General features: G+C 34.0%; 12 protein-coding genes. 5 read left to right on the top strand and 7 right to left on the bottom strand.

The window, feature by feature from the left end:
* Positions 1–30: 30 nt before the first annotated feature.
* Positions 31–1,326 carry a tRNA (N(6)-L-threonylcarbamoyladenosine(37)-C(2))-methylthiotransferase MtaB gene (gene mtaB, locus P856_RS01325; protein ID WP_025300377.1) on the bottom strand — a complete coding sequence of 432 codons (1,296 nt, stop codon included), beginning with the start codon at positions 1,324–1,326 and terminating at the stop codon, positions 31–33.
* Between the two features lie 999 nt (positions 1,327–2,325).
* Positions 2,326–2,940 carry a 30S ribosomal protein S4 gene (gene rpsD / locus P856_RS01320; protein WP_025300376.1) on the bottom strand — a complete coding sequence of 205 codons (615 nt, stop codon included), beginning with the start codon at positions 2,938–2,940 and terminating at the stop codon, positions 2,326–2,328.
* Between the two features lie 1,375 nt (positions 2,941–4,315).
* Here rpsD and P856_RS01315 point away from each other — a divergent pair.
* The 4 genes from P856_RS01315 to groL all read left to right on the top strand — a co-directional run bounded on the left by P856_RS01315 (position 4,316) and on the right by groL (position 10,725).
* Positions 4,316–6,724 carry a penicillin-binding protein 1A gene (locus P856_RS01315; protein ID WP_047170280.1) on the top strand — a complete coding sequence of 803 codons (2,409 nt, stop codon included), beginning with the start codon at positions 4,316–4,318 and terminating at the stop codon, positions 6,722–6,724.
* A 66-nt stretch (positions 6,725–6,790) separates the two neighbouring features.
* Positions 6,791–7,886 (top strand): peptide chain release factor 2 gene (prfB, locus tag P856_RS01310; protein ID WP_420885840.1). Its coding sequence is split into 2 segments (ribosomal slippage): positions 6,791–6,856 and positions 6,858–7,886, totalling 1,095 coding nucleotides; the frame shifts between segments, so codons are not numbered across the junction.
* A 793-nt stretch (positions 7,887–8,679) separates the two neighbouring features.
* Positions 8,680–9,000 (top strand): co-chaperone GroES, encoded by a 321-nt coding sequence (locus tag P856_RS01305; protein WP_025300373.1) that lies wholly within the window; start codon positions 8,680–8,682, stop codon positions 8,998–9,000.
* An 84-nt stretch (positions 9,001–9,084) separates the two neighbouring features.
* The gene (groL, locus tag P856_RS01300) at positions 9,085–10,725 is read left to right on the top strand and encodes a chaperonin GroEL (protein WP_025300372.1); all 1,641 of its coding nucleotides are present in this window, start codon (positions 9,085–9,087) and stop codon (positions 10,723–10,725) included.
* 1,763 nt (positions 10,726–12,488) lie between these two features.
* Here the strand turns inward: groL and P856_RS01295 are convergent.
* Both P856_RS01295 and P856_RS01290 read right to left on the bottom strand, forming a co-directional pair.
* The gene (locus P856_RS01295) at positions 12,489–13,895 is read right to left on the bottom strand and encodes a PfaD family polyunsaturated fatty acid/polyketide biosynthesis protein (protein WP_025300371.1); all 1,407 of its coding nucleotides are present in this window, start codon (positions 13,893–13,895) and stop codon (positions 12,489–12,491) included.
* Positions 13,896–14,922: 1,027 nt separating this feature from the next.
* Positions 14,923–16,386: a sodium:proton antiporter gene (locus P856_RS01290; RefSeq protein WP_227028680.1), complete on the bottom strand. Its 1,464-nt coding sequence runs from the start codon at positions 16,384–16,386 to the stop codon at positions 14,923–14,925.
* 1,334 nt (positions 16,387–17,720) lie between these two features.
* Here P856_RS01290 and P856_RS01285 point away from each other — a divergent pair.
* A complete protein-coding gene (locus P856_RS01285) occupies positions 17,721–18,224 on the top strand; it encodes a Fur family transcriptional regulator (RefSeq protein ID WP_025300369.1) in 504 nt (167 codons plus the stop codon).
* A 1,729-nt stretch (positions 18,225–19,953) separates the two neighbouring features.
* Here the strand turns inward: P856_RS01285 and P856_RS01280 are convergent.
* The 3 genes from P856_RS01280 to P856_RS01270 all read right to left on the bottom strand — a co-directional run bounded on the left by P856_RS01280 (position 19,954) and on the right by P856_RS01270 (position 24,256).
* A complete protein-coding gene (locus tag P856_RS01280; RefSeq protein WP_025300368.1) occupies positions 19,954–21,162 on the bottom strand; it encodes an O-antigen ligase family protein in 1,209 nt (402 codons plus the stop codon).
* A gap of 2,396 nt (positions 21,163–23,558) precedes the next feature.
* Positions 23,559–23,792 (bottom strand): DUF1150 family protein, encoded by a 234-nt coding sequence (locus P856_RS01275; RefSeq protein WP_025300367.1) that lies wholly within the window; start codon positions 23,790–23,792, stop codon positions 23,559–23,561.
* A gap of 2 nt (positions 23,793–23,794) precedes the next feature.
* The gene (locus P856_RS01270) at positions 23,795–24,256 is read right to left on the bottom strand and encodes an Hsp20 family protein (protein ID WP_025300366.1); all 462 of its coding nucleotides are present in this window, start codon (positions 24,254–24,256) and stop codon (positions 23,795–23,797) included.
* Positions 24,257–26,487: the final 2,231 nt, after the last annotated feature.

The following is a 26,487-nucleotide window of genomic DNA, read 5'->3' as shown; positions in this document are numbered from 1 at the left end:
CTAATTTTTAGGTTTTACAGCTAAGTTTTTTTATTTAACCATCTCGACAGTTCTTTCGCCTATCAAAGTAGTAGCATCACGACCGATCACTATGACCTTAACAATCTCCCCTGCAACCGCTCCGCCAGCTACTTTGATCTTCGCAAAACTTTCGCCATGACCCATACTGTCAGACTCAATCAATACCCGATCAATGGTGCCCACACGAGTGTCAAGCCAACGTACCAAATTATTAGCACCGATAATTCTAAGCTCCGCAGCACGCGACTTACGAATGTCGTCATGAGTCCTGGGCATGTAAGCGGCTGGTGTTCCAGGGCGAGGTGAGTATGGGAAAATATGAACATATTGCAGCCCAAGATCAAGCAGCATGTTAACCGTATTCGTATGCATTTGATCCGTCTCTGTTGGAAATCCAGCAATTATATCAGCGCCAAATGCTATATCTGGACGCAAAGCACGAGCATAATTAACCAAACGAACTACGTCTTTGCTTAAATGACGACGTTTCATTCGTTTAAGAACCATATCATCCCCAGATTGCAAGCTCAAATGCAAGTGAGGCATAAACCTTTGCTCATTTTCCAATAAACGCCATATATCATCGTCTATTTCAACAGGATCAACAGATGACAATCGCAAACGCGGAAGATCTGGAAACATTGCAAGTAATCGTCGTAGCATCACTCCTAATGAAGGATTACCGGGCAAATTTCCTCCGTAAGAAGTTATATCGACCCCACTTAATACGATTTCACGATAACCAGCTGCTACTAAAGAGCGAACTTGTTTAAGAACCGTCTCAATCGGTACTGAGCGGCTATTACCACGACCAAATGGTATAACACAAAAAGTACAACGATGGTCACAGCCTTGCTGAACTTGAACAATGGCACGCTCTCGCCCTTGAGATGTAACAACCAAGTTATTAGCAGTATTACGCACCATCATTATATCATCAACTGATACCTGTGGTGTATCAATAGTATCCTGAACTTTCCAGGTTTCCGGCCGTAACTTCTCTTCGTTACCAACCACCCGAGTAACACCCGGTATTGCAGCATAGTTCTCTTGGTTAATCTGAGCAGCACAACCGGTAACAACTATGTTAGTTTGGGGATTTTCCCGAACTATACGACGAATTGCTTGGCGCGAACGACGCTCAGCTTCCGCTGTTACCGCACAAGTGTTAATTACAATAGTGTTACTAGCGCCAGAATCTTGTAAATGTTTTATGATAAGATCAGACTCGTGAGCATTCAGGCGACAACCAAAAGTCTTTACCTTGTAGGAAGACGTTTTATATCTATTAGATGCACACACCATAAAAAATAAAAATATACGCTTGTTCAATAAATTAAAAGTAATATCTTAAACAATTTTAGAAAAAACCTTTAACTTCCTAATATCAATCAATGAAATAATTTATTATATACTAAATATGAAATTAAAATGCATCTATATTTGTAAATGATTTAATTCCAACACCATAAAATAACAACTATTTTCTGCAACTATTATCAGAGCAAATAATTCTACTAATTAAGGTAAATTAGATTGCACTATAAAGTAAAAATTCATTTCTAAATAAAAATTTAGAGATTAATAATTTAGAGATTAATAAATTAAACTACTTTAATATGCAGTAAAATATACAATTATAGCCTAATTAATTTACTAATTATTCAAGCTAGTTGCGGCTTATAGATAATTTAATTTAATTAGTAAATAATTTAATTAGTAAATAATTTTTTGTTTAGCTTTGTTTTTTTTCAAAGATTAAAACTGTACTATTTTATTAATGTCAATCCATTAGCTTGGTAATACAAAACAACTTTAAGTAAAGTACTCGGTCGCATAAAAAATTCAAATAAGCTATTTTATAACTGAAAAATCGCGTAAAATTAAATATCTATAAGTTTTATATCAACTCTAATCGAGAGTTGCTTTTAGCTCTTGGGGATAAAGTAAAGCACCCCGTAGTACCTAAAATTTACAAAAGACACTATAAAAATATTCTAATGTTAAAATGACGATAAGCGACAATCTTTCATCATAATCATGGTTATTCTAACAAAAAATAAAATTTAGAAAACGCAGCACTCTATGATTTGAGCATTAAAGAAGATTATATCAAATAATAGAGAAACAAAAATGCACCTACTACTTGATAAACTTCAATAAAAGCAAAATGACACTTTGTCATTTTCAAATCCGTTTTACTCATCACTTCAATAGAATGTCTTAGGTCACAAAAGCAGATAATATTAGCACTACTAAAAGATAAATAACAATATACTAAATCCTAATTACAAAACATGACAACTAGCGTGAATAAAACTCCACTACCAAATTTGGCTCCATGTGTACTGGGTAAGGAACTTCCTCCAATTTTGGAACGCTAACTAGTGTACCAATCATTTTATTATGATCAACATTTAGATATGCCGGCACATCGCGTTCGTTTGATCGTACACCTTCCAAAATTGCAAGCAGCTCACGAGAACTTTTCTTAATCTCTACCTTGTCACCTTCATGCAGCAAATAAGATGGAATATTCACGCGTCGACCGTTAACATTGATATGCCCGTGATTGACCAACTGACGAGCTGCAAAAATAGTTAAAACAAATTTCATACGATAAACGACAGAATCCAAGCGGCTCTCTAAAATACCTATAAGGTTTTCATCAGTACCTCCCTTACGACGAACAGCTTCAGCATGATATCTGCGAAACTGTTTTTCGCTTACATTACCATAATACCCCTTAAGTTTTTGTTTAGCCATAAGTTGTATACCGTAATCAGTTGGCTTACGACGACGCTGCCCGTGCTGGCCTGGCCCATATTCCCGTTCGTTAAATGGGGATTTAGGCCTTCCCCAAAGGTTTAGACCTAGTCGTCGATCAATTTTATGTTTCGTAGAAGTACGTTTTGCCATTAAATTCTCTGTAATTTTAGATATATCCAGGTACGCCATGGACTATTGTTTAATGGCTTACTACGACTGAAGCCATTAATAGTATAAAAATCTTAGATAAAAAGGAAATCCAATATAGTTTAGTCTAAAACTAATGTCAAATAAATTAAATATCAATTTCTATTGAAAAAGAAATGCAGCTGGCAAGCAGGCATAAGTTTATTAATTGACGTTTCATTTACAATAGAGTGGACCTTATTAAGTACAATAGAGTGGACCTTATTAAGAATAAATTGCAGCTTATGATTACCTTAATATGCCTTATGATTTTATATGCAATTATTAGGTTATATGCAATTATTAGGACTAACTTATTTTATATGCAATTATTTAGGACTAATATATGCAATTATTTAGGACTAACTTTTCATCTTGTTCATGAACAAACAACACCTTAAAATTAGTCTAGATATAAATTTTTAATGTTATTCAATATAGTCAACCGCTGAAGTAATAAATGACATATTAAGATCTTGCTTTTAGGATTGATTGAAAAATAATTATGATATTCATAAACAACGTGACATTCAGAAGATCATTCGTACCTGTTGAACTAATTACTTGTATACAATACAATTGCATTGTAAATACGTTATATTTGGGTCTTTTTTTTGAGTATTATAGGGTTATCATCACACAAAACCGGAAGCATCTGTTAATTAATCCAGTAGATACTAATAAATCATTAAGAAGCTAGTATTGATAAATCATCCTGTATTTTCAGTCTACTAAAACCAATTATATACAATAAATTAATTAAAGTAATTCAACAAATAATCTACAAAACTATAATTTGGATAATTGTGAATAAAAATATTATCGTATAACTTATATTATCGTATAACTTAATGTTAATAGAAATCTACTGTCCGTATCGCACGTGTATTTTGATCTTTAAGTCATAACAGCATATCATAACAGCATAACCAAACTTAGTGTTTAATTTCTTTAAGAAGAACAACTTATCATAATAATAAATTTATTATAGTCGAGCAAAATAGCTTAAATGCAGCTTTACTACGAACTAAAACGAGTGATTTAGGCAATCTTCACAATATAATATGTTGTATGCGATTAGCCTTAAAATTCTTTAATCTTCCTAAATAGCATTGAAGCGAATTTATTTAGAAAAAATATAAACCTCCTAATTATTAAGTAATACAGTTCATTTTTGCTTTATATATTTCATTTTTAGAGCAAATATATAATTGTATTTTCTATATTAAGAAGTTTTTCTGTTATTAATGCTAAGAAGAATGATAATTCATGAGGAATTATTTTGCGCTGGCTACTCAGATTATTTACTTTTATTTTAATCGTAACAATCAGCTGCATTATGCTTATAGCTTACATATTTTACTGTTTCAGCCAAGATCTACCAGACTATAAATTTCTTGCTGATTACGAACCTTCGGTTATCACTCGAGTGCACGCAGACGATGGTAGTTTATTAGCTGAGTTTGCTCACAGTAAACGCATATTCGTACCAATAGAAGCGATTCCTAAACGGGTAATTAATGCATTCTTAGCTGCTGAAGATAAAAATTTTTACAAACACTTTGGCGTTGACTTTTTTAGTCTTACCTACGCTACCTTCATCAATATAAGAAACTACGGCAGATCCCGTCGTCCCGTAGGAGCATCAACCATTACGCAACAAGTAGCTAAAAACTTTTTACTCAGTAATGAAGCATCAATCAAACGCAAAATCAAAGAAGCAATTCTATCTTTTCGTATTGAGCATGCGCTGAGCAAAGACCGCATTCTTGAGCTTTATTTGAATGAAATCTATCTCGGTTTTGGTTCTTATGGTGTGGCCACGGCTGCTTTGAATTATTTTAACAAGACATTAGCTGGTCTAACCTATGCAGAAGCTGCTTACTTAGCAGCCTTACCAAAAGCACCGAATAATTACCATCCAATTCGCAAACATGATAACGCTGTAGCTCGTCGTAATTGGGTAATTAAACAGATGGAGAAAAACAACTTTATTAGCAATTCGCAAGCCCAAAAAACAATAAAAAAGCCATTAGTTGTATCCACCCAAACGACTATAAATAAAAGCACTGGTGATTACTTTGCTGACGAGGTTCGTCGTATCTTACTAAAGCGCTACGGAGAAAAATGTTTATATGAGGGTGGAATGTTGGTTTTTACAACTCTCAATCCTAAGCTACAGCGTATAGCTGATAAAGCACTGCGTAATGGATTAATCGAATATGATCAGCGCCACGGTTGGCGCAGTGCTATAGCGAAAATTAACATTGTTCCAGGATGGAAAAACGCACTTGCTAAGGTCAAAAAACCCCCCGGACTAGGTTGTTGGCGCCTAGGCGTCGTAATAAAAGCGGATAATGACAACGCAACCATCGGTTTTGCTGACGGATCTTTTGCCACGATGCCATATTGCGAGATGAAATGGGCCCGTAAAAGGTTAAAAAATCAACGTTTCGGGATGATGCCTCAGTCAATTACCGAAGTGCTTTCTATTGGAGATGTAGTACCCGTAGAGATTGTTAAGAAGAATAGCTACGGCAAAACTTATAACAAACCAACAGTAGCCTTGCGGCAAGTGCCAGATGTGGAAGGTGCAATTCTCGCAATGGATCCCCACACTGGCAAAGTGCTAGCTATGAGCGGAGGATACAGCTCAGCAATAAGTAAATTTAATAGAGCTACACAAGCTTGGCGACAACCTGGATCCTCTTTTAAGCCATTTGTTTACTTAGCAGCTTTAGAGAACGGTTATACGCCTGCAACCCAGTTATTAGATGCACCCTTAGTTCTTGACCAAGGATCAAAACTTCCACCATGGAAACCATCTAATTATTCAAACAAATCTTATAAATCAAGCATATCCTATGGACTAACACCTCTCAGAGTTGGTATAGAGAAGTCCAGAAACTTAATGACAATTCGCCTTGCTGAAAGCTTAGGAATGGATAAGGTTGTTCAATATGCTAAACTTTTTGGTGTAGTAGAGCATATGGAACCACACTTATCTTTTGCCCTTGGTGCTGCTGAAACTACTTTATTACGCATAACAAGCGCTTATTCGATGTTCGTTAACGGTGGCAAAAAAATTAAACCATCGCTATTTAACCAAATAGTCAATCGTTATGGTAAGATTATATATCGACGTGATAAACGTCTATGCGAAAGATGTAACATAAAAACTTGGGATGGCGGGCCACCTCCAAAGGTACATGATAATCGTGAGCAGATTATAGATCCGGCTTCTGCCTATCAAATAGTTTCCATGTTAAAAGGAGTGGTTCAACGCGGTACTGGTAGAGCTATTGCTAGTTTGGATAAAACCATCGCTGGTAAAACTGGTACCACTAACAATAATTTAGATTGTTGGTTTATAGGTTTTTCCCCAGATCTTGCTGTTGGAGTTTTTGTAGGTTTTGACTATCCACGTACTCTTGGACGTAACGATACAGCCAGTAGTGTAGCCGTCCCGATTTTCAAATTATTTATGGCGAATGCTTTGAATAACGTGGTCACACCTGACTTTCGCATCCCTCCAAGAATACGTATGGTTTGGATTGATGCAAACAGCGGTCGACGCATTAATTCGAGTGCTCCTGGTGCTATTTTGGAAGCTTTCAAACCAGGCACTGAGCCAGTAGACAACTATGCGATAATTGATAATAAGCAGATTATAATTTCTCCCGCATACCCAAAACAAACTGAACCTACTGCAGCTCCTATTATTGGAAATGGATTAGGTATTTATTAAAACATTTTTATGATCCTTTGATCATTATTTAAATTAATGTCAATTTTTTTTAAAATGGAGAGCACGTTGGACATAGATACTACCAAAATTCTTGAGCAGATCAAGCAGTCAATTAAGCTGCTGAGGAGGGATGTTTGACTCTGAAATTACATTAAAGCGCATACGTAAGCTTGATTCATTAACCCAGGAAGAAAGTTTTTGGAAAAATCCAGAAAAGGCGCAAAAACTAATGCAAGAGCGCAATCATCTGAAGAAGCATATGGACGATATAAAAGTACTTGAACAGGAATTTGAAGATGCGACTATTCTGATAGAATTAGGCAAATCCGAAGCCGATACTAATACTCTTACAGAAGCTAGACGTGAACTGGAGTTGATTCTCGTCAAAGCCCAAAAAATGCATATTGCTGCCATGCTTTCTGGAGAAAATGATCAACGTGATTGTTATTTAGAAGTTCATGCTGGTGCTGGCGGCACTGAAGCTCAATCTTGGGCTGATACCTTGCTACGTATGTATACCCGTTGGGCCGAGCGCAAAAGTTATAAAATCGAGTGGTTGGAAGAAAGTGCAGGCGAAGAAACAGGCCTGAAGTCAGCTACAATCAAGATACTAGGCAATAATGCTTACGGTTGGCTAAAGACCGAGAGTGGTGTCCATCGTTTAGTACGCATATCGCCTTACGATAGTCAAGCGCGTCGCCATACCAGTTTTTCTAGCGTATGGGTCTGTCCTGTAGTGGATGAGTCAATTAATATAGTGCTCGAAGAAAAAGATTTGAAGATAGATACATATCGCGCTTCCGGAGCTGGAGGTCAGCACGTCAACCGTACGGATTCTGCGATTCGCATAACCCACATTCCTTCAGGCATTGTTGTACAATGTCAAAACGACCGTTCACAGCATCGCAATCGTGCTAGTGCCATGAATGTTCTGCGCGCTCGTTTATACGAGGCTGAGCTGCAACGCAGAGGAGATGAAGCTAACGCAACTGAGGCTGCTAAGTCGGAAATCGGCTGGGGTCATCAAATCAGATCCTACGTTTTACAGCCTTATCAAATGGTTAAAGACTTGCGTACCGGGAAAGAAAGCAGCAACCCTTCTGCGGTACTAGACGGTGATATAGATGCTTTCCTAGAGGCATCGCTAGTCAGCTCGAAGTAAACTAAAAAAAGCATTATTAGTACTGGTTATTAACGATTAATGTAATGTTTAGTCATGTGCGGCAAGTTACGGGACCTAAATATCCACGTATTACTTAATTAAGATGATGGAATTCATTCTGGATTATGTTAGTTTTGTCAAAAAAATTTGGCGTGGATTCCTGGGGATGACGGTAAAGAGTTGATAAAGGAGATAAACCTAATTGATTAGTTATTCTAAGTTGATTAGTTTTTTTTAAAAACCCAACGAGACATTATCATTACATTACCTAAATAAACATAGATGTCATCCGTAATTATCTAAGGTTATCAACATCCAAAAAAAATTATTTTCTTTTAAATGTTTTAAACTATTCAGCGTTATCTAAGAGCAACAGACCACACCATCATCCATAAAAATTATGAGTTATAAGCAATTTTTTTAAAGAATTTTAAACCTTAAAAAACAAAAACTGAATATTTTACATAACTTTATTGATTCCTAAAACCTAAGGTGAAAAAATACTTGGCTATTAATTTACCCTAATCAATCTTATTCAATCTTATTCAACAATAAAAAACGCAACATTGGTTTATGTTGTAATTAATACAATAATCTTCAAGGTTAATCTCAGTCAAAAGCGGCATAATATCAAATCGTCGCACCATTAAGCTTGACAGTTTTCTGCTGTTTTCTTACATCCTGTCTACTTCATCGGGCGCTACTTGAGATTTTTAAGTCAGGTTAGTCCCGGTAATAATTACTAGAATTGCACGTCTCAAACTTTTATTAGAGTGTAAACGGAGGAAGTGTCATGAAATTTCGGCCGCTCCACGACCGAGTGGTGGTTCGTCGTCTCGACACAGATCAGAGGACTGCTGGCGGCATTATTATACCTGACACGGCTAAAGAAAAGCCCACTGAAGGTGAGGTTTTAGCCGTCGGTTCTGGCGCACGCGACGAGTCAGGAAAGATTGTCGCACTTGACGTCAAGCCGGGCGATTTGGTCTTGTTTGGCAAATGGTCTGGCACAGAAGTAAAGATTGACGGTGAGGACCTACTGATCATGAAGGAAAGCGACATAATGGGTGTGCTTGACAACACCTTGAAATCGTTGAAGACGAGGGCCGCCTAACTAAGCTGCAAGCAACAGCTAGGGGCCTTCGAAAGAAGCCGCTTGTAATAAGGGCTAACAAAACAATTATTAAGGAGTACAAACATGGCTGCCAAGGACGTTAAGTTCGGCGTCGATGCTCGTAATAAAATGTTAAAAGGCGTTGACATTCTTGCCGACGCTGTGAAAGTTACGCTAGGCCCAAAAGGCCGCAATGTGGTACTGGAAAAGTCATTCGGCGCTCCACGAATTTCTAAGGATGGTGTAACTGTAGCTAAAGAAATCGAACTAACTGATAAGTTCGAGAACATGGGTGCGCAGATGGTACGTGAGGTAGCTTCTAAAGCTAATGACGTGGCCGGAGATGGGACTACTACAGCTACCGTATTAGCACAATCCATTGTTCGTGAAGGCGCGAAAGCTGTTGCTGCAGGTATGAATCCGATGGATCTAAAGCGCGGCATAGACAGTGCTGTTGACGCTGTAGTAGCTGATATTGAACGACGCTCCAAGAAGATTACGACTTCTAGTGAGGTCGCACAAGTGGGTACTATTTCTGCCAATGGAGAACGCGAAATTGGCGAGATGATCGCTAAAGCCATGGAAAAGGTTGGTAACGAGGGCGTCATTACCGTTGAAGAAGCCAAATCGCTGAATACTGAACTTGACGTTGTTGAGGGTATGCAGTTCGATCGCGGCTATCTTTCGCCGTACTTCGTAACTAATGCTGACAAAATGGTTTGTGAGTTGGAAAACCCCTACATATTGTTACACGAGAAAAAATTATCCAATTTACAGCCGATGTTGCCTGTCCTTGAAAAGGTAGTGCAGGCTGGTAAATCTTTGTTAATCATCGCAGAAGATGTAGAAGGAGAAGCTCTAGCAACACTTGTAGTGAATAAATTGCGCGGTGGCCTGAAGGTCGCTGCTGTTAAAGCTCCTGGTTTTGGTGATCGTCGTAAGGCTATGCTTGAGGATATAGCTATTCTAACTGGCGGTACTGTAGTATCTGAAGATCTTGGTATTAACCTTGATGGTGTCACCATTGATATGCTGGGAACTGCTAAGCGTGTTGCTATTACAAAAGATGAGACTACTGTTGTTGATGGAGCTGGGAAGAAAAAGGACATTGAAGGTCGTTGCTCGCAGATTCGTACCCAGGTTGAGGACACATCATCTGATTATGACCGTGAAAAGCTACAAGAACGCTTAGCAAAACTTGCTGGAGGTGTGGCTGTAATAAGAGTTGGTGGTGCTACTGAAATCGAAGTTAAGGAGCGTAAAGATCGAGTTGATGACGCAATGCATTCAACCCGAGCAGCTGTTGAAGAAGGTATTTTACCCGGTGGGGGATCACCACTTGTTTACGCCGTGAATGCGTTAGACAGTTTGAAACCAGCTAACGATGATCAACGCATGGGTGTAAATATCATTCGACGAGCCTTAGAAGCTCCAGCTCGCCAAATCGCATCCAATGCTGGTCACGATGGATCAGTTATTGTAGGTAAACTTTTGGAGTCTAAGGATAGTAGCTGGGGATTGGATGCACAAAGCGGCGGTTTTACTGACTTGGTGGATGCTGGGATTATTGATCCCACTAAGGTTGTCCGTAGCTCCTTGCAGAATGCTGCCTCGGTTGCTGGTTTACTTATAACTACCGAAGCAATGGTAGCTGATAAACCTGAACCTAAGTCGCCAGTTGCTGCTCCTCCTGCAGCATCCGACATGGGTGGTATGGGCTTCTAATCGTAATAAATTCAGGCCGAGGATGTTGTGCTTTTATCCTCGGCCTTTCTTTATCCGATTTTATTATAAAATAATGCAAATATTATATAATAAGGTAAAATTGCGACAAGCGCAGAAAATTATATTTTTCTAGTAAATAATAGTGCTTTTGTAAAAAGTATTAAACTTTTACAGTATGTAGCAACAGTAATCTATTCTATCCTTCGGATAAAGGTTTAATTCCTTAGCGAGGGCTAGCTTTATAAGCTTTTTTCTTTTTTTTAATTTTACTCACATAATTCGTAAATTTTATTTAATTCGTATGCTTCTAGACTGCTTCATAAAATACAAAAGTCTACTTTAATTCTTAGCTTAGAAAATAAGATTTTCTAGCATAATCATCAATTTAATCATTCTTATAAAAGTAAAATTTTTAGTTAAACTTAAGGCATAGATTTTATTGAATAAGATGTAAAATAAAAAATAATTATTATTTGATTAATAACAATTATTTTTTAAAAAATTGTTATTAATCAGTATTAATCACCTAAACAACAATAAATTCTTATAACTTGGAGTATGGGAAAGTTACTAACGTGTTTTATTGACTATTATTGCAGTGCATACAAACTCTAGTAGAGAACGTAAAAATAAATTTTAATAAAACCCTATCACTAAAGCAGATAAAATATACTTAAACAGCAGCATTGATGATATACTTATAAGTAGAGGCAATCTCTATAAAAATAGAGTAAAATTTTTTATTCATTTCCTATAATTAGCTTAGGCATGTTAATTCTCTTTGCGGTGTGTTAGTTTATTGGGTAAAAATTAAAAATCAAACGTATAATAAACTACTGCTTCCTCTACTACAGTCTGTTTTTAAAAAAATGTTCCTTTATAGATTGAAAGATTGACTAAGACTAGCTTTTAGCATCTCTTGTTTGAAACTATTTAGATCAATCATCAATAAAATCTAAACTAGACAAGATACTTAGGTATAGTATTTTTAGGCAAAAATCTTTATTCTTAAGAAATAATAAATCCATTAAAACTTATCCTAATTTCAATTATCTTTGCTAAAATTAGCTGTGTTACTCAATAAACTTGCAAATAAGCAAGTTTATTGAGTAACACAGCTAATTTTAGCAAAGATAATTTACATATCAAGATTAATAAATTGCTAAGCTAATTAATAGCAAGAAATTAAATGGCTGTATTGCATAAATAAATATTATTTCAATTTTTTAATTAAATATCTATTTTACTAAAAAAAATAAGGGTATATTTTAATACCCTCGTAATTTGCTTTTAATTCTGTAAAAGACCAAGATACAAACTTTGTAGTTTACAAATATATAACCCATAAGCATGTTTATCTAGCTTTAGGGTAAAATTAACGTAATGGCTTGTATAATAAAAACGCTAATTAGATAATTTATACTATTAGATAGAGTAAAAGTAATAACTAGAGAAGTATCATAATTTAAAATTGATTTTAGATACATAGACGATGCTTACTGCATATTAGCAGTATATATTTAAAAATTTTAAAGCTAAACTCAGTAGCATTACAAATCAACAAAATAATTTAGCAAATCAATGAACATCTGATATTATAACAGCATCAAACCCAATGTCTATGTTTTTTAGTTAACGAGTAATATATAAACTTACAAAAATATTGTTTGATTAAACTGCAAAAACACGCTAAGTAGCTGATTTATAGCAAAATCAACTACACAATCATTTTGTTAATAAATGAACAAACCTATAAGTTATTATTAATATTGTTTGCCTGGTGATACTATACTCGAACCAGCAATAGTTTTGTTTCCCCAAGTCATAACTTTGTCTAAAATATGCGAAGATGCTTGATTCATAAGCTTATCAGCAATATCGTCTACATGGCGTTCTCGCCAATTTTCTAGAGCAGTACCAGCAAGCCAAGCATTACACGCCGCCATCGCTGGACCGCAATGAATCTGAAAGTTACTTTTCTTACTAGGGTCACCCTCAAGAGTTAAACGATTACTATGTATGAAATACCAGCGAAAAACCATAGCCATCTTTTTCTTAGGATTAACCTCAGCTTCCTGCAACTCATTTGGCGCCACTCTTGCGTAATAGCTTGCAGTTTCCTCCCAAACCTCTTCTAGACTACGTCCCATACACTTCTCTTCAATTTCTGTCCGTTCACGCTGAGAAATTTGATCAAGAGACTCTAAACTTCGATATAAATCGTACAGTCGATTACCTCGAGCAGCAAACATACTACCCCGACGCAGTACCTGAATCTTAGTTCCAATCTCAAACATGTCACCAGCAGGAGCCATATCACAGTCCTGAGGACCAACCTTCTGTAGCATATCCTTAGCTAAATCGCTAGTGCCAGCCTCTACTGTAGCCTGATTAATTGAACCAGTCATGACAAAGTCTGCTCCAAGCATGAAAGCAGCTGCAATCGCTTCAGGTGATCCTAAACCACCAGCTAAACCTATACGAACGCTAGATGCAGGCTTAAAACGTTGAACAATAGCGTCACGCTGACGCCTAATAACCGGAAACAAAGCCAAAGCTACTCGCTTATCTGTATGACCTCCAGAATCTGCCTCTACTACAATATCATCACATAAAGGTACAAATTCTGCTAGTTTAGCTTGTTCATCATTAATATCACCTCTTGAGAGTAACCTAGCCACAATTCCTGGCTCAACCGGTTTAAGAAAGCACTTTGCTACCTCACCACGTGACAGTTTAGCCATAACTTGATGTCGACGTCTTATTGAACCATCTGATGTAACTGATAGACCAAGCAAACGCCAACGCGCAAGAGCCGGGGTGGGTGTAATAAAAGCGGAAGCTTCGACTCGACGTACATCATGATGCAATAAAATATCAACTACTGCTTCTTCCGCTTCGGGAAGAACAAAATTATGCAAAAAGTTTACACCCCAAGGAAATTCAGTACCTAGTCTAGCTGCTAATCCAGATACTGCCTCCTCAATTGCCGAAGCAGACAAGCCACCAGCACCAAAGAATGACAACAACTTAGCGCGAGCCATACGTTCAACTATAGATTTAGAGCCAATTGCCTTTACCATGCCGCCTACAACGTAAGCTAATCGCACACCGTGGTCATTACGAAAATTTGAATTTCCAAGTGCCTTAGGAGAAATGGTTATAGACATGCGCCCTCCGTATGGTATGAGACAATTAAAATATTGAAGAATATCTGATACCAAGTATCTAATGCTTAAGCATACAGCGTTATCAATTTTGTTGACTTTGCTAATGGTAACAACGTGAGTTTAAATAAACGAAACCTTCTTGCAATCAATTAATTTTAGGCCAACTCTAAGAGTTACCAGCAAAAGTACTGCTGATCTCTAAGGCTATAATAGATGCCACCTAAATACTAATTTAAGATTTTTATTGCAATAAAAATCTTAATCAAAATTTGCTATTAGCGATCGGATCTAAATAATTAGATAGAGAATCTATCCTAGGATATCCTAGGATAGATTCTCTATCTAATTATTTAGATGTTAATCATAATTATCTTACGCAGGTATAAAATTGAGCATAATAAAATTATACCGAATAGGATGAAAATAAAATCAATAAATGAACGTTAAATAGGATAGTAATTTAGGGAAGAAGCCCAAAAAGTATAATTAAAGGCAATAATGCTAATTTCAATCTAAGAAGCATTATTATATAAAACATAAACAATAGTACTTTAATTAAGTCATTAATTATTCGCCATAATAAGTAATTAAAATCATATTTTAAAAAATTGTTTTGACAGTTAATCAATAGCTCAAATTTAATATTTGATTGTAATATACGTTTGTATTCTTTTTACACATAAAACAATGAACACTAATAATAACAGACTCAGCTTATTTTACCGTTTATTGCTGCCTTAAAAATAAATAATTATAATATTTACTACAAGTTTGTAGTAAATATAGTTTAATGTGTATACATTAAAGAATTAAAAAATTTTGCCCTTACAATTAATTAATAGCTGAATGCATAAACCATAAAATCTGATAGTACTTTCGTAAATGTTATTTAATAAATAGCAAATTGCTCAAGGAGAGAATTTGGTAATAAGATTATATCAAATTGAGCGCTGTAAATGATACTTAACTTAAAAAATAACCATAAATAAAACAAATCTGCTATTTTATTGGATAGGTTAACCGTTAGCTAATCAATAAAAAATACGAATCCAACGACCATAAACAATGGTAAAAGGATGAAGCCAGACCACACCATATAACCAAAAAAACTCGGCATTAGAATACCTTGCTCTTCGGAGATCGACTTAATCATAAAATTAGGTGCATTACCAATATAGGTATTGGCTCCCATGAATACGGCACCAGCTGAAATTGCTAGTAAAGTAGTAGATAATGAGCCAACAAGGTAGTCTACTTCACCTCCAGCAGTGTTAAAAAATACTAAATAAGTTGGTGCATTATCCAAAAATGAAGATAATAATCCTGTCAGCCAAAAATAGGCCAAGTTTATTGGCTTTCCTGTCTCACTAGAAACAGCTAAAATAACCTCTCTTAGAGCTCCTTCTGTACCAGCTTGTAGGATAGCAATTACTGGAATAATAGTTAGAAAAATACCAGCGAACAGCTTAGCTACCTCCACAATAGGAAACCAAGTAAACCCATTAGCCTGACGGCTCTCCGAGCTAGTTAATCTCCAAGAAATAAATGCAAAAATCAGCAGTAATACATCACGCACTATATTTTCTAAATAGTAGTATACATGATAAATTTCGATGCTAATACCTGTCTTCCAAAGACCTGACATTAACACCGCACCAATGATGCTGCATAACAAAAGTATATTAACTTTACCTTCCAGCCCAAATGAATGTTTATCTTTTGTTAGCTGATGCAATACACCAGCATCCTCTTTATTCCACCAATAGCGATCGGTAAAGTAGAATACAAATAACAAAACAAAAGAAACTATTGCCATAGGAATTATAATGTGCTTAATTGGCCAAAAAAACGATATTCCCTTCAAAAAACCTAAAAATAGTGGTGGATCTCCAAGTGGCGTTAATGAACCTCCTATATTACCCACTAAAAAGATAAAAAAGATAATAATATGCACCTTGTGCTGACGGTGTTTGTTAGCTTTTAGTATTGGTCGAATCAATAGCATTGAGGCGCCGGTAGTACTCATCCAGCTAGCAATCACCGTTCCTAGAAACAAGATAAGCGTGTTTATTGCTGGTGTTCCGTGTAAAGTTCCAGTTAATCTAACACCGCCAGCCACGATAAATAGCGATAGTAGCATTATAATGAATGGAACGTATTCTAAAAGAGCGACATTGAGCATTTCATAAATTGCTAGATCAATACCAAAGATTATAGAGAAGGGAACAAACAAAGTTATCGCCCAAAAGGCTGATATCTTACCGAGATGCTGATGCCAAAATTCCCTTGCAATCAGAGGGATAATAGCAATAGAAAGCAAGATACCAACGAACGGTATAACCCATAGTAAGCCCATGCTAGCTCCGTCTAGGGAAGGAACGCTCTTGCATGCAGCTATAGCTGATTCACTATCAAACAAAATAATGCCTACTAATACAAGCAGATGTATCATCTGGCGATACATATCGTTCCATCCAACTATCCTCTGCAAAATGCCTCTCTATCTCCTACAACAAGATTGCTACGATTACTGGATAATATTTGACTTTACCTATTTTTCCGGACATATAATAAACACGCAGTTGTGCGTATAATGTTCATCTACTAAAGACAATCTCCTAATCCTAATATTCCTAATGCTTTTTTGTATTCGCGATCCAGTAAGCAAAACGCCGATTATATTTATATTGTGACATGTAATGGGTGAGGATTAGCATGTTAGTTTATCTGATGGATAGTTACAGATCTGACTAGCTAGCAGCTCGACTGCATTACCCAGCCAAATCTTTGGGTAAGCAAATAATGAGTTAATAGATGCGTGAATACGCGAGAAATAATAAGAGATCCCATATGATGTGTAATAATAAATTTATCGCTAAGGCTTTGGGGTGTGAGGTTGGATTATTCGATGCAATTTAAGGTTATTAAACTACACATTTTTTAATTAACAACAAGATCATAGTAAACACCAAATAAAGATAAAATCACCGTTGGTTTATGATATTACGAGATACAATTCATGCCAAAGAAAGTTCTCTGGTTTGAATGCACTAATACCTAAATATTCTTCATCACCAACTTACACATCTAATAATTCATAGTTTCAACACGCTGTAGTCTATTGCAGGAAATTATAATACAATTGCATGTATTTATGCAAGCGATAGCATAATTATTAGTAATAACTAGTAATAATAAAAATTTGCTTAACTCAAACAATCTTTAAATTCAATCAATATCTTTAAGTATATCATCAGTAGTAAATTAAGATAAATAACTATTGCAATAGTATAGCTAAAAGTAAAATTGAACTTTTTTATTTTCTAATAACAAAAGTGCACCTTAGGTGCATTGCATTATAGTTATTTGAGTTAAATACTTTATCAACCATAATCGTAATAAATTACGATAGAGCGTAATACAACAAAATCCTAGTAGTATTTAGGAACTAAATAATATATTTTATAGCATAAAACTCTAAATCTTAGATTTATAAGTTAAGCTAATAAATAGATAAGCGTAATCTATAATGAGATCTGGCACATTATAGATTCTGTTATTGCAGCATTTAACATTCTAAAAAATAATACGCCTTAATATTCATTAACATAATGTTAATAAAAAATTTTATGAGAAGTAATTTACAGATAATTTCTTAATTATAGCAATTTTTGAAAAAAGATTCTGTTAAAATAAGGTTTTTTATCTATTTAGTATAATTATAAATAATAAATTATTTAATTTTTCATTAATAAACTATAATAGCGAAATGAAGTCCAATTTGTGCTATCGTTCTAGAAATTACGAAACTAGCTAGAAAAACCATTGAATAGATTTCCCAGTTGCGCTCATGATCATGAAAGTTGCATTGCATGCGCTTTATCGTCTGCAGAAATTATTTGCAAACGACGTGAAGTGCGCCTAACTAATTTACGCCGCAAAGTACTACAATTAATATGGGATAGTCACGCCCCGATTAGAGCCTATGACTTGATCGAAAAATTAAGCAATTCTTGTACTGCCAATTGCAGTACAAGATCGAGAGTAGCGCCACAAACAGTTTATCGTGCACTAGAATTCTTAATCAAACAAGGTCTAGTGCACCGCATCGAAAGCCTAAACGCTTTTGTAGGTTGTATTGAGCCAGAAGAAAACCACATGGGATATTTTCTAATCTGCCAAAGTTGCGGTGTAGTTCAAGAATTTGCTAATGGAGTCCTTAACCAGGCATTGCGGTATTATGCAAACAAACTTAATTTCCAGATAAAATGTATAACCATCGAAGTCGCAGGATTATGCGCAAATTGCCCAAATTCTGCTACAAAATGACGATAAAAACCAATACACAGCAAATTTGTATATGGTCTTTTAATTGAAGGTTTAGAGAACTAATATATAGATAAAATAATTTCAACAAAATCAAATAGCTAGAGTTTGGAAAATTAGCATATAGTTAGCTTTTAATAATAAAAGAATGGTCAACACCATTTTATACTTATAAATTATATTTATAGAATACCTGTCAAACGACATTATGTTTGAACGATTTAGCAATCGTAGTTAACTTTTTCTTTAATTTCACAGGAAACGCGAAGATAAATTATCTAGTAGTTTTAACCTACACAATTATTAGTCTAAGTAACTTGATGATTAAGAATACAAGAAAACTAGAATTTTAATGCTATTTAGAATTTTACTGTTATTTTTAAATAAAATTCGCAGCAATAATCACTAACTATCATTAAAAATTTTAACTGTTAGAACCATACAAGTAGCAAGCAAACAACCATATGTTTAGACTTTATCGTTTTATTAAGATATCTATAAGTATTTCTATAATATTAAGAAAATTTTTTACACTAGCGCTAGTGTAAGCGCGTATTCTATAATAATCTAACTTAGCTATAAATAACTTTTTACACTATATTTTGTGCATCGCATTGCCAAGCAATACAATTATTGCCTTCATACACATTAGGTCGTTTGCCATAACTGAGATAAATTTCATCCAAATAAACATAAAAATTAATGTTCTTAAATTACATTAAGAAATACTTTTGCTATCACTAGCACATCTGTTTATATTAATGAGCACAATTAATATCTATATAAGAAAATAACTAATCTTAATTTAAACTAATACTTATTAATAAAAACGATACGTTTGGATAAATATTTAATTTTAATAAATAGCTTAATGCAAAATTCAGGTAGTCAAACATGATAATCTAAGATAAAATGTTTCATAATACAAAGGTTACAGCGCTAATGCTACTGTCCTTATCAGATAATACACAAAATTCTATTAGGAAAATAGAAAACCATTATCAAACTTAGTATAACCAATGATATCAAGCAGTTTACTTCAATATCATTACAAAAATCAAACAGTAATTAGATTCATGAACAAAATATTTTACTACTGCTTAGCCTTCTTGATTTGCAGCAAATAAAACTAAGCTGATGTATTGGAAAATACTCAATTTTATATTTAAAACACTTATCTGGATGAATATAAATTAGATAAATCATACCTGAAAGCAAAAAAAAACAATACCTTCTTTTATAATATCCAATGAAATTTCTACAAACTACAGAGACCGACCATAATAGCTACTTTAGCTCTACAGCCAACATCCAACCTTAACCACTTAATGCAGCTCTTAGCATTTAATTTAAAAAAACATTTAATAAGATTACTATGAAAGATTTAATTAATTATTAATCGACATCCTATTCTAGTTTTAGAAAAAAAATTAGAAAATCTAATAAAAAACTTTTGCGGCTTTATTCTTTTTTTTTTAATAAAAAATTGACACAATTTTCATTATAAATGCTAAACAATATTCATAGTACAAATATTAACAAGGGTTAATGTAAAATACTTTTTTTGTATTACAAAATAAAGATTTATACTTTTCTTTAGAAAAAAATACTTATTGATTTTTTTCAATAGCTAGGAAAGGTAAATTTACTACATTATTGTTTATCCTTAAGAAGGAGTAAAGAATTATTAAATTCAATTTAAAGCGGTTTAGCTTAAAGTGTATACACACTATCATTGATCGTCTAATAATCCTAAGGAAAAACTAGCTACTGATGTCATAGCTAGATAAGTTGCCTGCCATATTCCAAAAGACACCATTCCTGGCAACAGCCCAATAGCTAGGAGAGAAGTAGCCCATGGCCGCACTCTAATCGGAAGTTGTCCGATACTGCAATTAGCCGCTACAAGAAAAGCAATTCCCAACAAAACCCCAACTCCTCCAGTCTCTATCCAAAGTTGTAAACCAGCGTTATGTGGATGTGGCTCTGTCTTCGTCATAAGCTCTGCTTTCGCAAGACGTACCGGATCAATTGGCTGGCGATAAAAAGCATCAATGCCCCAGCCAGTCCATGGACGTTGCAGAGCTAAAGCAGCACCATGATCCCAAAGTTCCAAACGGTGCCGAATTGCCATGTCCTTGATATGAATATTGTCTAACAGCACCCAATCATAAACAGCATTCGCTGCCCAAGGAGCAGTGAGCATCTGCACTGCAACTAATACAACTAGGACGGTACGAACCAGCTTATCTGCTAAAATACTTCCAAACAAAGTAATCAAACCCAATAACAAGCAAAGATGAACAGTCAACGATATGCCCAACATTGATATTAAAGCGATCATAGCTAACAGTCCAATTGCCATTAAGCGGCGAAGTTCAATCCATAGTATGCCAGCAGCAACAATAGCTAATAGCAATAAATCTACAATACCACGATTATATCTAGACAAAGAAATGATCTCGTTTGAATCATTGCCTTCGAAGAGACGATGAATAGGGCTATCAAAAACAAGTTCTACTATAGCAACTATAGCACCAATCATTACTCCATTCACAAGCGCTCGACGTACTAAATTGCGATCAATACCTGTTGTAGTCATCATCATTTCACCAGCAGAAAGTGGTAATAGAAGTACGAAAGAAGCAGCTATCTGACACCAATGTTCAGTAGGAATCGAACAAGATGGAACCTCCAACAGATTGAGAGCTTGCAGTGCCAACATAAAGATTGCAGGAAGCACTAGCGGTAAGCCAGGCCATGGTAATCGTTTATTCCATAAAACTAAACTACACAACAAGAAAGCCATGGCAAACCCAAGACTGCTCATGCCATGCTTACTAAGCATACCCACTGTAGGAAAGGAAATCAGGACGATTGCAGCAGTCCAGCTAGCTGCCTGCCGCCCATCGCCCATCGACTTAGGCAAATAAGCCTGCATGTCGATTTAATGCTCCATATAAATTAATTTAACGTTTTCTGTAAAAGCTTATGCTACATTCAGGGTTTTCTTATTAATCACTAGCAATTCACAAGATATTCACACTCAAAATTGAAAAACCATAACTGTTGCTAACTAAATTAACCAGTTATAGGTTGTTGTTCTTATTTGGAATAGCAATTAACAATAGCATGCGCTATTTACAGTAGTAACACTCGTAAGTGTGTTATAGTTTTTAATATATAAACAAGCACGCTAAAGATCAAAGTTCTACTTTGATCTTTAGTTATTTTTTTCAAGCAACCTTATATCGTAGATAGCAAGACTCTATAATACGTTATTACTTGATTAAGGGCCAAAATCCTTGCTATCATAGTTAATTAGTAATTAAATTGGTGTTAAGAGCAATAAAATAGGAAAAATTCGTATTATTGATGAACAAATCAATATACATTTGAATTAATTATATAAAAGAAAACTTAATTAATAACTCAGAACGAAAAACTTTATGAATAATAAACTAGCTATTAGGAAGCTAAGCTTAATGCTACAGCATTTTTACATAGTAATTTATCATTATCACATAATATTAAAAGCTAAACTAATATATAATTTCTAACAACAGCACTCGTTCGGCACTGAAACATATCCTATGCAACGGCATATTTAAAATAGATATTTTTATTATCTTATTAGTTGGGTAGTAAAAAATTAGAAACCCTAATACAAACTAAAGGATGACATGATTGAAATTGATATCAGTACATTTTTAAATGTAGCGGAAGGTCAGCTATTGATATAGCAATACATCAAAATAGTGAAGTATTAGTATAACAAAAGTAATTATATAAATTACCAACAGGACAGGTACTTAATATTTATCACTGCATGATACTTTAAATACACAAAATGCTTCTTATAAATTATCAAAAAAAGAATTATTGCCGCTAAAAGTTAGGCTAAACCAGTAACCGCTTGTATGAATAGAAAAACAATTATCAGAAAACAGCAACTCCACTCAAATAACACATCGATATATAATCATGTTGATTATTGTTTTTAATTAAAAAAAACAATTACCAATTGCTTCAAGTAAACGTTGACGTAATGCATAAAATATCATTAATAAAATTAAAATATAAGTTATAAATTAATGGCTACTAGCATGCATTCATTAAATTAATTATCAAAATAAAATAATGCGATAGAGAATAAGTGATAAAAAATTCTTATAATATAAGATATAAGTTTAATTAAAAATTAACTATATAAATCATTAAGTAAGTAATAGCTAGGTATACTTATTCCTCATAATCAAGCAATTTATAAATTTATACTTGCTAGTCTTAAATAGAATTCTAACTCACTGTACTATTTACTTTGCTTAAAAAGCTATTAATAGCATTAATACTAATTTTACAGTAAGTATTATAATAAACGATTAATTTACATTTTACTTGCTAGCTTCAGTACTACAAAAAGGTTTAAGAATTAAAATAACTAGATATTTTAATCTAGCTATCTCAACCACGTGATCAATAGTTAGATGATTAGAATTAGCATTTAGAAAATTGTAAATAGTTAGCTAACATACAAGAAATACTCAGTTAAGAAAATTGAGTAAGTTAGTCGATGGTCAATAGTCAAAATTAGTATTCATTAATGTATTGATAATTAAAAATCTATAAAATACTCTGCGTGCTTTAATAAACTAATTAAGAATTAAAGTTGATATTTTTGAGGTAATTATTTTAAATTGTTTTAAAATTGGTCATATAAATTAATCGCTGGTATTAATTTAGTTAATTGCTTGTAAATCTTCCGATGACTATGAACTATGATAAAAACTCACTAATCTATAATGTATTCAAAATGCACAATTTACTGATCTTACTACAGCAATGGTGTGACAAATAGAACTGATAAATAATCAGATGTGAAGCTAATAAAATATAAAAAATTAATAGCAGTTAGGCATACAGCAGGAATAATCAATCGTATCCTAAAAACAAAGGCTTTATTATATTAAAATCAATATAATTCCTACTATACATATGCTTTTAGAAGTATTTTAACAGTTAAAAGCAAACTAGATTATCCTGAATGATTAACAAAATGATTTATCGTTACACTAACTAACTGAAAATATATTTAATAAATCAATACCAATTTCTTGGCAGCAAGCAAATTATACATGCTACTTTAAAAGATTCGCTGAAGCAAAATACTTATAACGCCGAAAAGGTAACCACGGCTAATAAATAAAAGCTTAGCTTATTTAGAGACAATAATATAATCTGGTCTACTTAATTTATAATAGACTGCAAAGCACATACCCGATAAAGTAAATTTACACTAAAGCTAAGCTAATTCTCTACAGTAATTTTTGTGCCCATTTAATGTAAACTAACCGGTAAAAGATCGCTATGGCGTATTGCTAGTTCAGCTAATTCACGAGTAGGAAATAAACGCACAGCTGTGCCATCGGCGGAATGAACAACAAAGTGTTCCTCCCCCTCCTCATGCACAGATTTTATGAAAGCAATTTGATTCAAACCTAAATTACTAAGAGCCTGCGGAGTAATTTCAACGCAGCTTTGTTGACTAATCTGATGTTGCCTGTCTGACATGCTCAATCTCCTGCCTCGGCGGCTTCAGCCTCAAGATTAATAGCCTTCTTGCGTCTACCCCCGTTGATTGGAATATTTTTCAGAGTCGTTTCAGGTAACAAACGCTGCAAATCAATATGCAACAAGCCGTTATCTAATTCGGCAGATTCTACCTGAATACCTTCAGCTAGTACAAAAGTGCGCAAAAACTGTCGAGCTGCAATCCCACGATGTAAATACACTTTCCCATCATCATCAACCTGACGACCACGCACCACTAACTGATTATTTTCTAAATGCACCTCGAGATCATCCATATCGAAGCCTGCAACCGCAAGGGTGATTCGCAGCCCGAAATCTGAAGTTTGTTCGATGTTATACGGTGGATATCCGTCTGATTGAGCTTTCTGAACCCGGTCTAACGCCCGTTCAAAATGATCAAACCCAAGCAAAAGCGGAGAATTAAACATTGATATACGCGCCATTGACGATCTCCTCAAGCGAGCGAGACATTACATTCTAACAACAGGCTTATCTACACCAGGCTTATCTACACCCCCAAACCCATGATCAAGCGATCCAGGAGCACAATCAATTCAATTTTTACGAACAAGACATAGTTGCGAGATTAGATTATATCAAGAGGTTCGTATGATCAGTTGATTCAGACTAATCAATAATTATGCTTACACATTCCGTATTCATGATTACTTCTGAGGTGGCTACGTCCATAGACCTATTTGAGTAGAAGCAATGTCAGAGCACTCTAAACCTACGGAGCAATTACCCTTTAGCGATAAAACTAAGCTTAGCCCAACTATTTAGCTTTTCATTGTTTCTCGGCTAGAGATCTAAACTAAATCGTCATGAATATTGAAATCTTTATTGCTATGTATTTAGCAATGCCGCATCGAACATTAAACAAGGTTTTACAATTAATTTTAAGGATATCTCAACAGATATTAAGGATATCTCAACAGATATACTAATATAAATTTATCAAACAATAATATTCAAATCTAGTTAAACTACACTAATTCTTTTGTATTTAGACAATCGTACTATTTAAGACCTCTATAATTATCTATAAAATTATTTTTTTAACCTAATGGTTAACGAACTAATTCAAAATGATTTTTTACATATAAAAATACTGAAACGATTTACAACAATAGTATAAATTGCATTTATTAATGCACTGAAAATAAAAAATGACCACAAGTATTAAGTATTATGATTTGGTTTTGTTGTTTAACATTATGGGCATAATTGAATAAATTTAAATGATGCGTATAATAATCTTACTTACAAATAACAAAGTACAACACTATGTTAATTAAATAAATTAAACGATATATCTCAATTTAATGGATTAACTAAGTTATCTATGATTTTAATAAGTTTCAAAAAAAGAATCTTTTCTTTCAAGGAATTGATTGCCAAATGCACTAAATAATTTTTCTTTTGTAATTTTTAGCGTAATCAAAAACTTAATATCTTATGATAACATCTAAATAACATATCTTATGATAACATCTAAATAACAAGTCGTATTTTACAACACACATCGTATCCATAATCACTGATGTCAAAATTTTCTGCTGGCGCGGTTAGTGTAATACATTTGTTCCTAGATCTAAAACATAATGATATTAACTAAAATAGTTGTGCTCATTACGTTAGTGCTGTATGCATACCAAAAGCTACTTAAATTTCTTTGCACATCAATGTATTTTTGAAATTTACAAGAAGTCTGAGTAGATTAATTATCCTTATATTAGGAGATCAAAATACAAATTTTCATCAATATCAGTCTAAAAGAATAAATCAAAGAAATTCGACTTAAACAAGCCGATAGTAAGAAACCAATTTTCGAGTGAAGTTTTTTAATTCTTTTGCTGACGCATCACCGTACTTCCAATCTTATCTTAAAAATTTAGCATGATTGATTTGCTGCTATTTAGTTAGCAACAGGCGATCGCGAATTATCTGCTGATTAAAAATAAGTATAGTGCAGCTTTCACATGAATAAAGCAAAAATTTTCTATATTAATAGCTCTTATCTAATTGCCCGTATTTTTAGTTAAAGTAAAGATTAGATGTATGCAATACAACACAATCCTAGCATACAGTATTTAATTTGCCTTGCTTTAGTAAAGCATCACGAGTCATTGTTTAATAATATATTCAATATATTTCTTGACCAAGCTTAAATAAAAAAAATTGTTTGATAAATGCATATCATAAAACTTAGATTTACTAACATTATAAATAATAAGTGCTTTATCGCAGTCTTTAAACTCAAGAACTATATAGCTTTGAAATAGTTACATTTCAGATATTATAAATAAGTTATATTGATAAACATTAATTTAGATTTTTTAATAATAAAATAAATCTTATAGCATAAGAAATAATTGATAACTTTTTAACTGTAAATTATAGCTTATACATACAATAATCTTTTTTATAGCAAAAGAATAGGAAAAGATTATATCACTAATCCTTAATTATTTCTTTATCTAAAAAATGTTTTTTCAGAACAGATCCCTAAAAGTTAAATAACCAAGTATTTTTTATGGATGAGCATACTTGGTGGTATCCTGACTAGTCTAATTTGGTTAAAAACAGCGTTACGCGCTTGCTTTTAACAAATTTTTTTTAAAATATAAAAATAATTCATCCCCCTACCACCATCAACACTAACAGCCATCAA

The sequence above is a fragment of the Candidatus Endolissoclinum faulkneri L5 genome (assembly GCF_000510265.1).
GTDB classification, from domain to species: Bacteria; Pseudomonadota; Alphaproteobacteria; order Thalassobaculales; family Thalassobaculaceae; genus Thalassobaculum; species Thalassobaculum faulkneri_A.
Note: the sequence above shows the minus strand (reverse complement) of the source record. Positions and strands in the feature narration are given on the sequence as shown.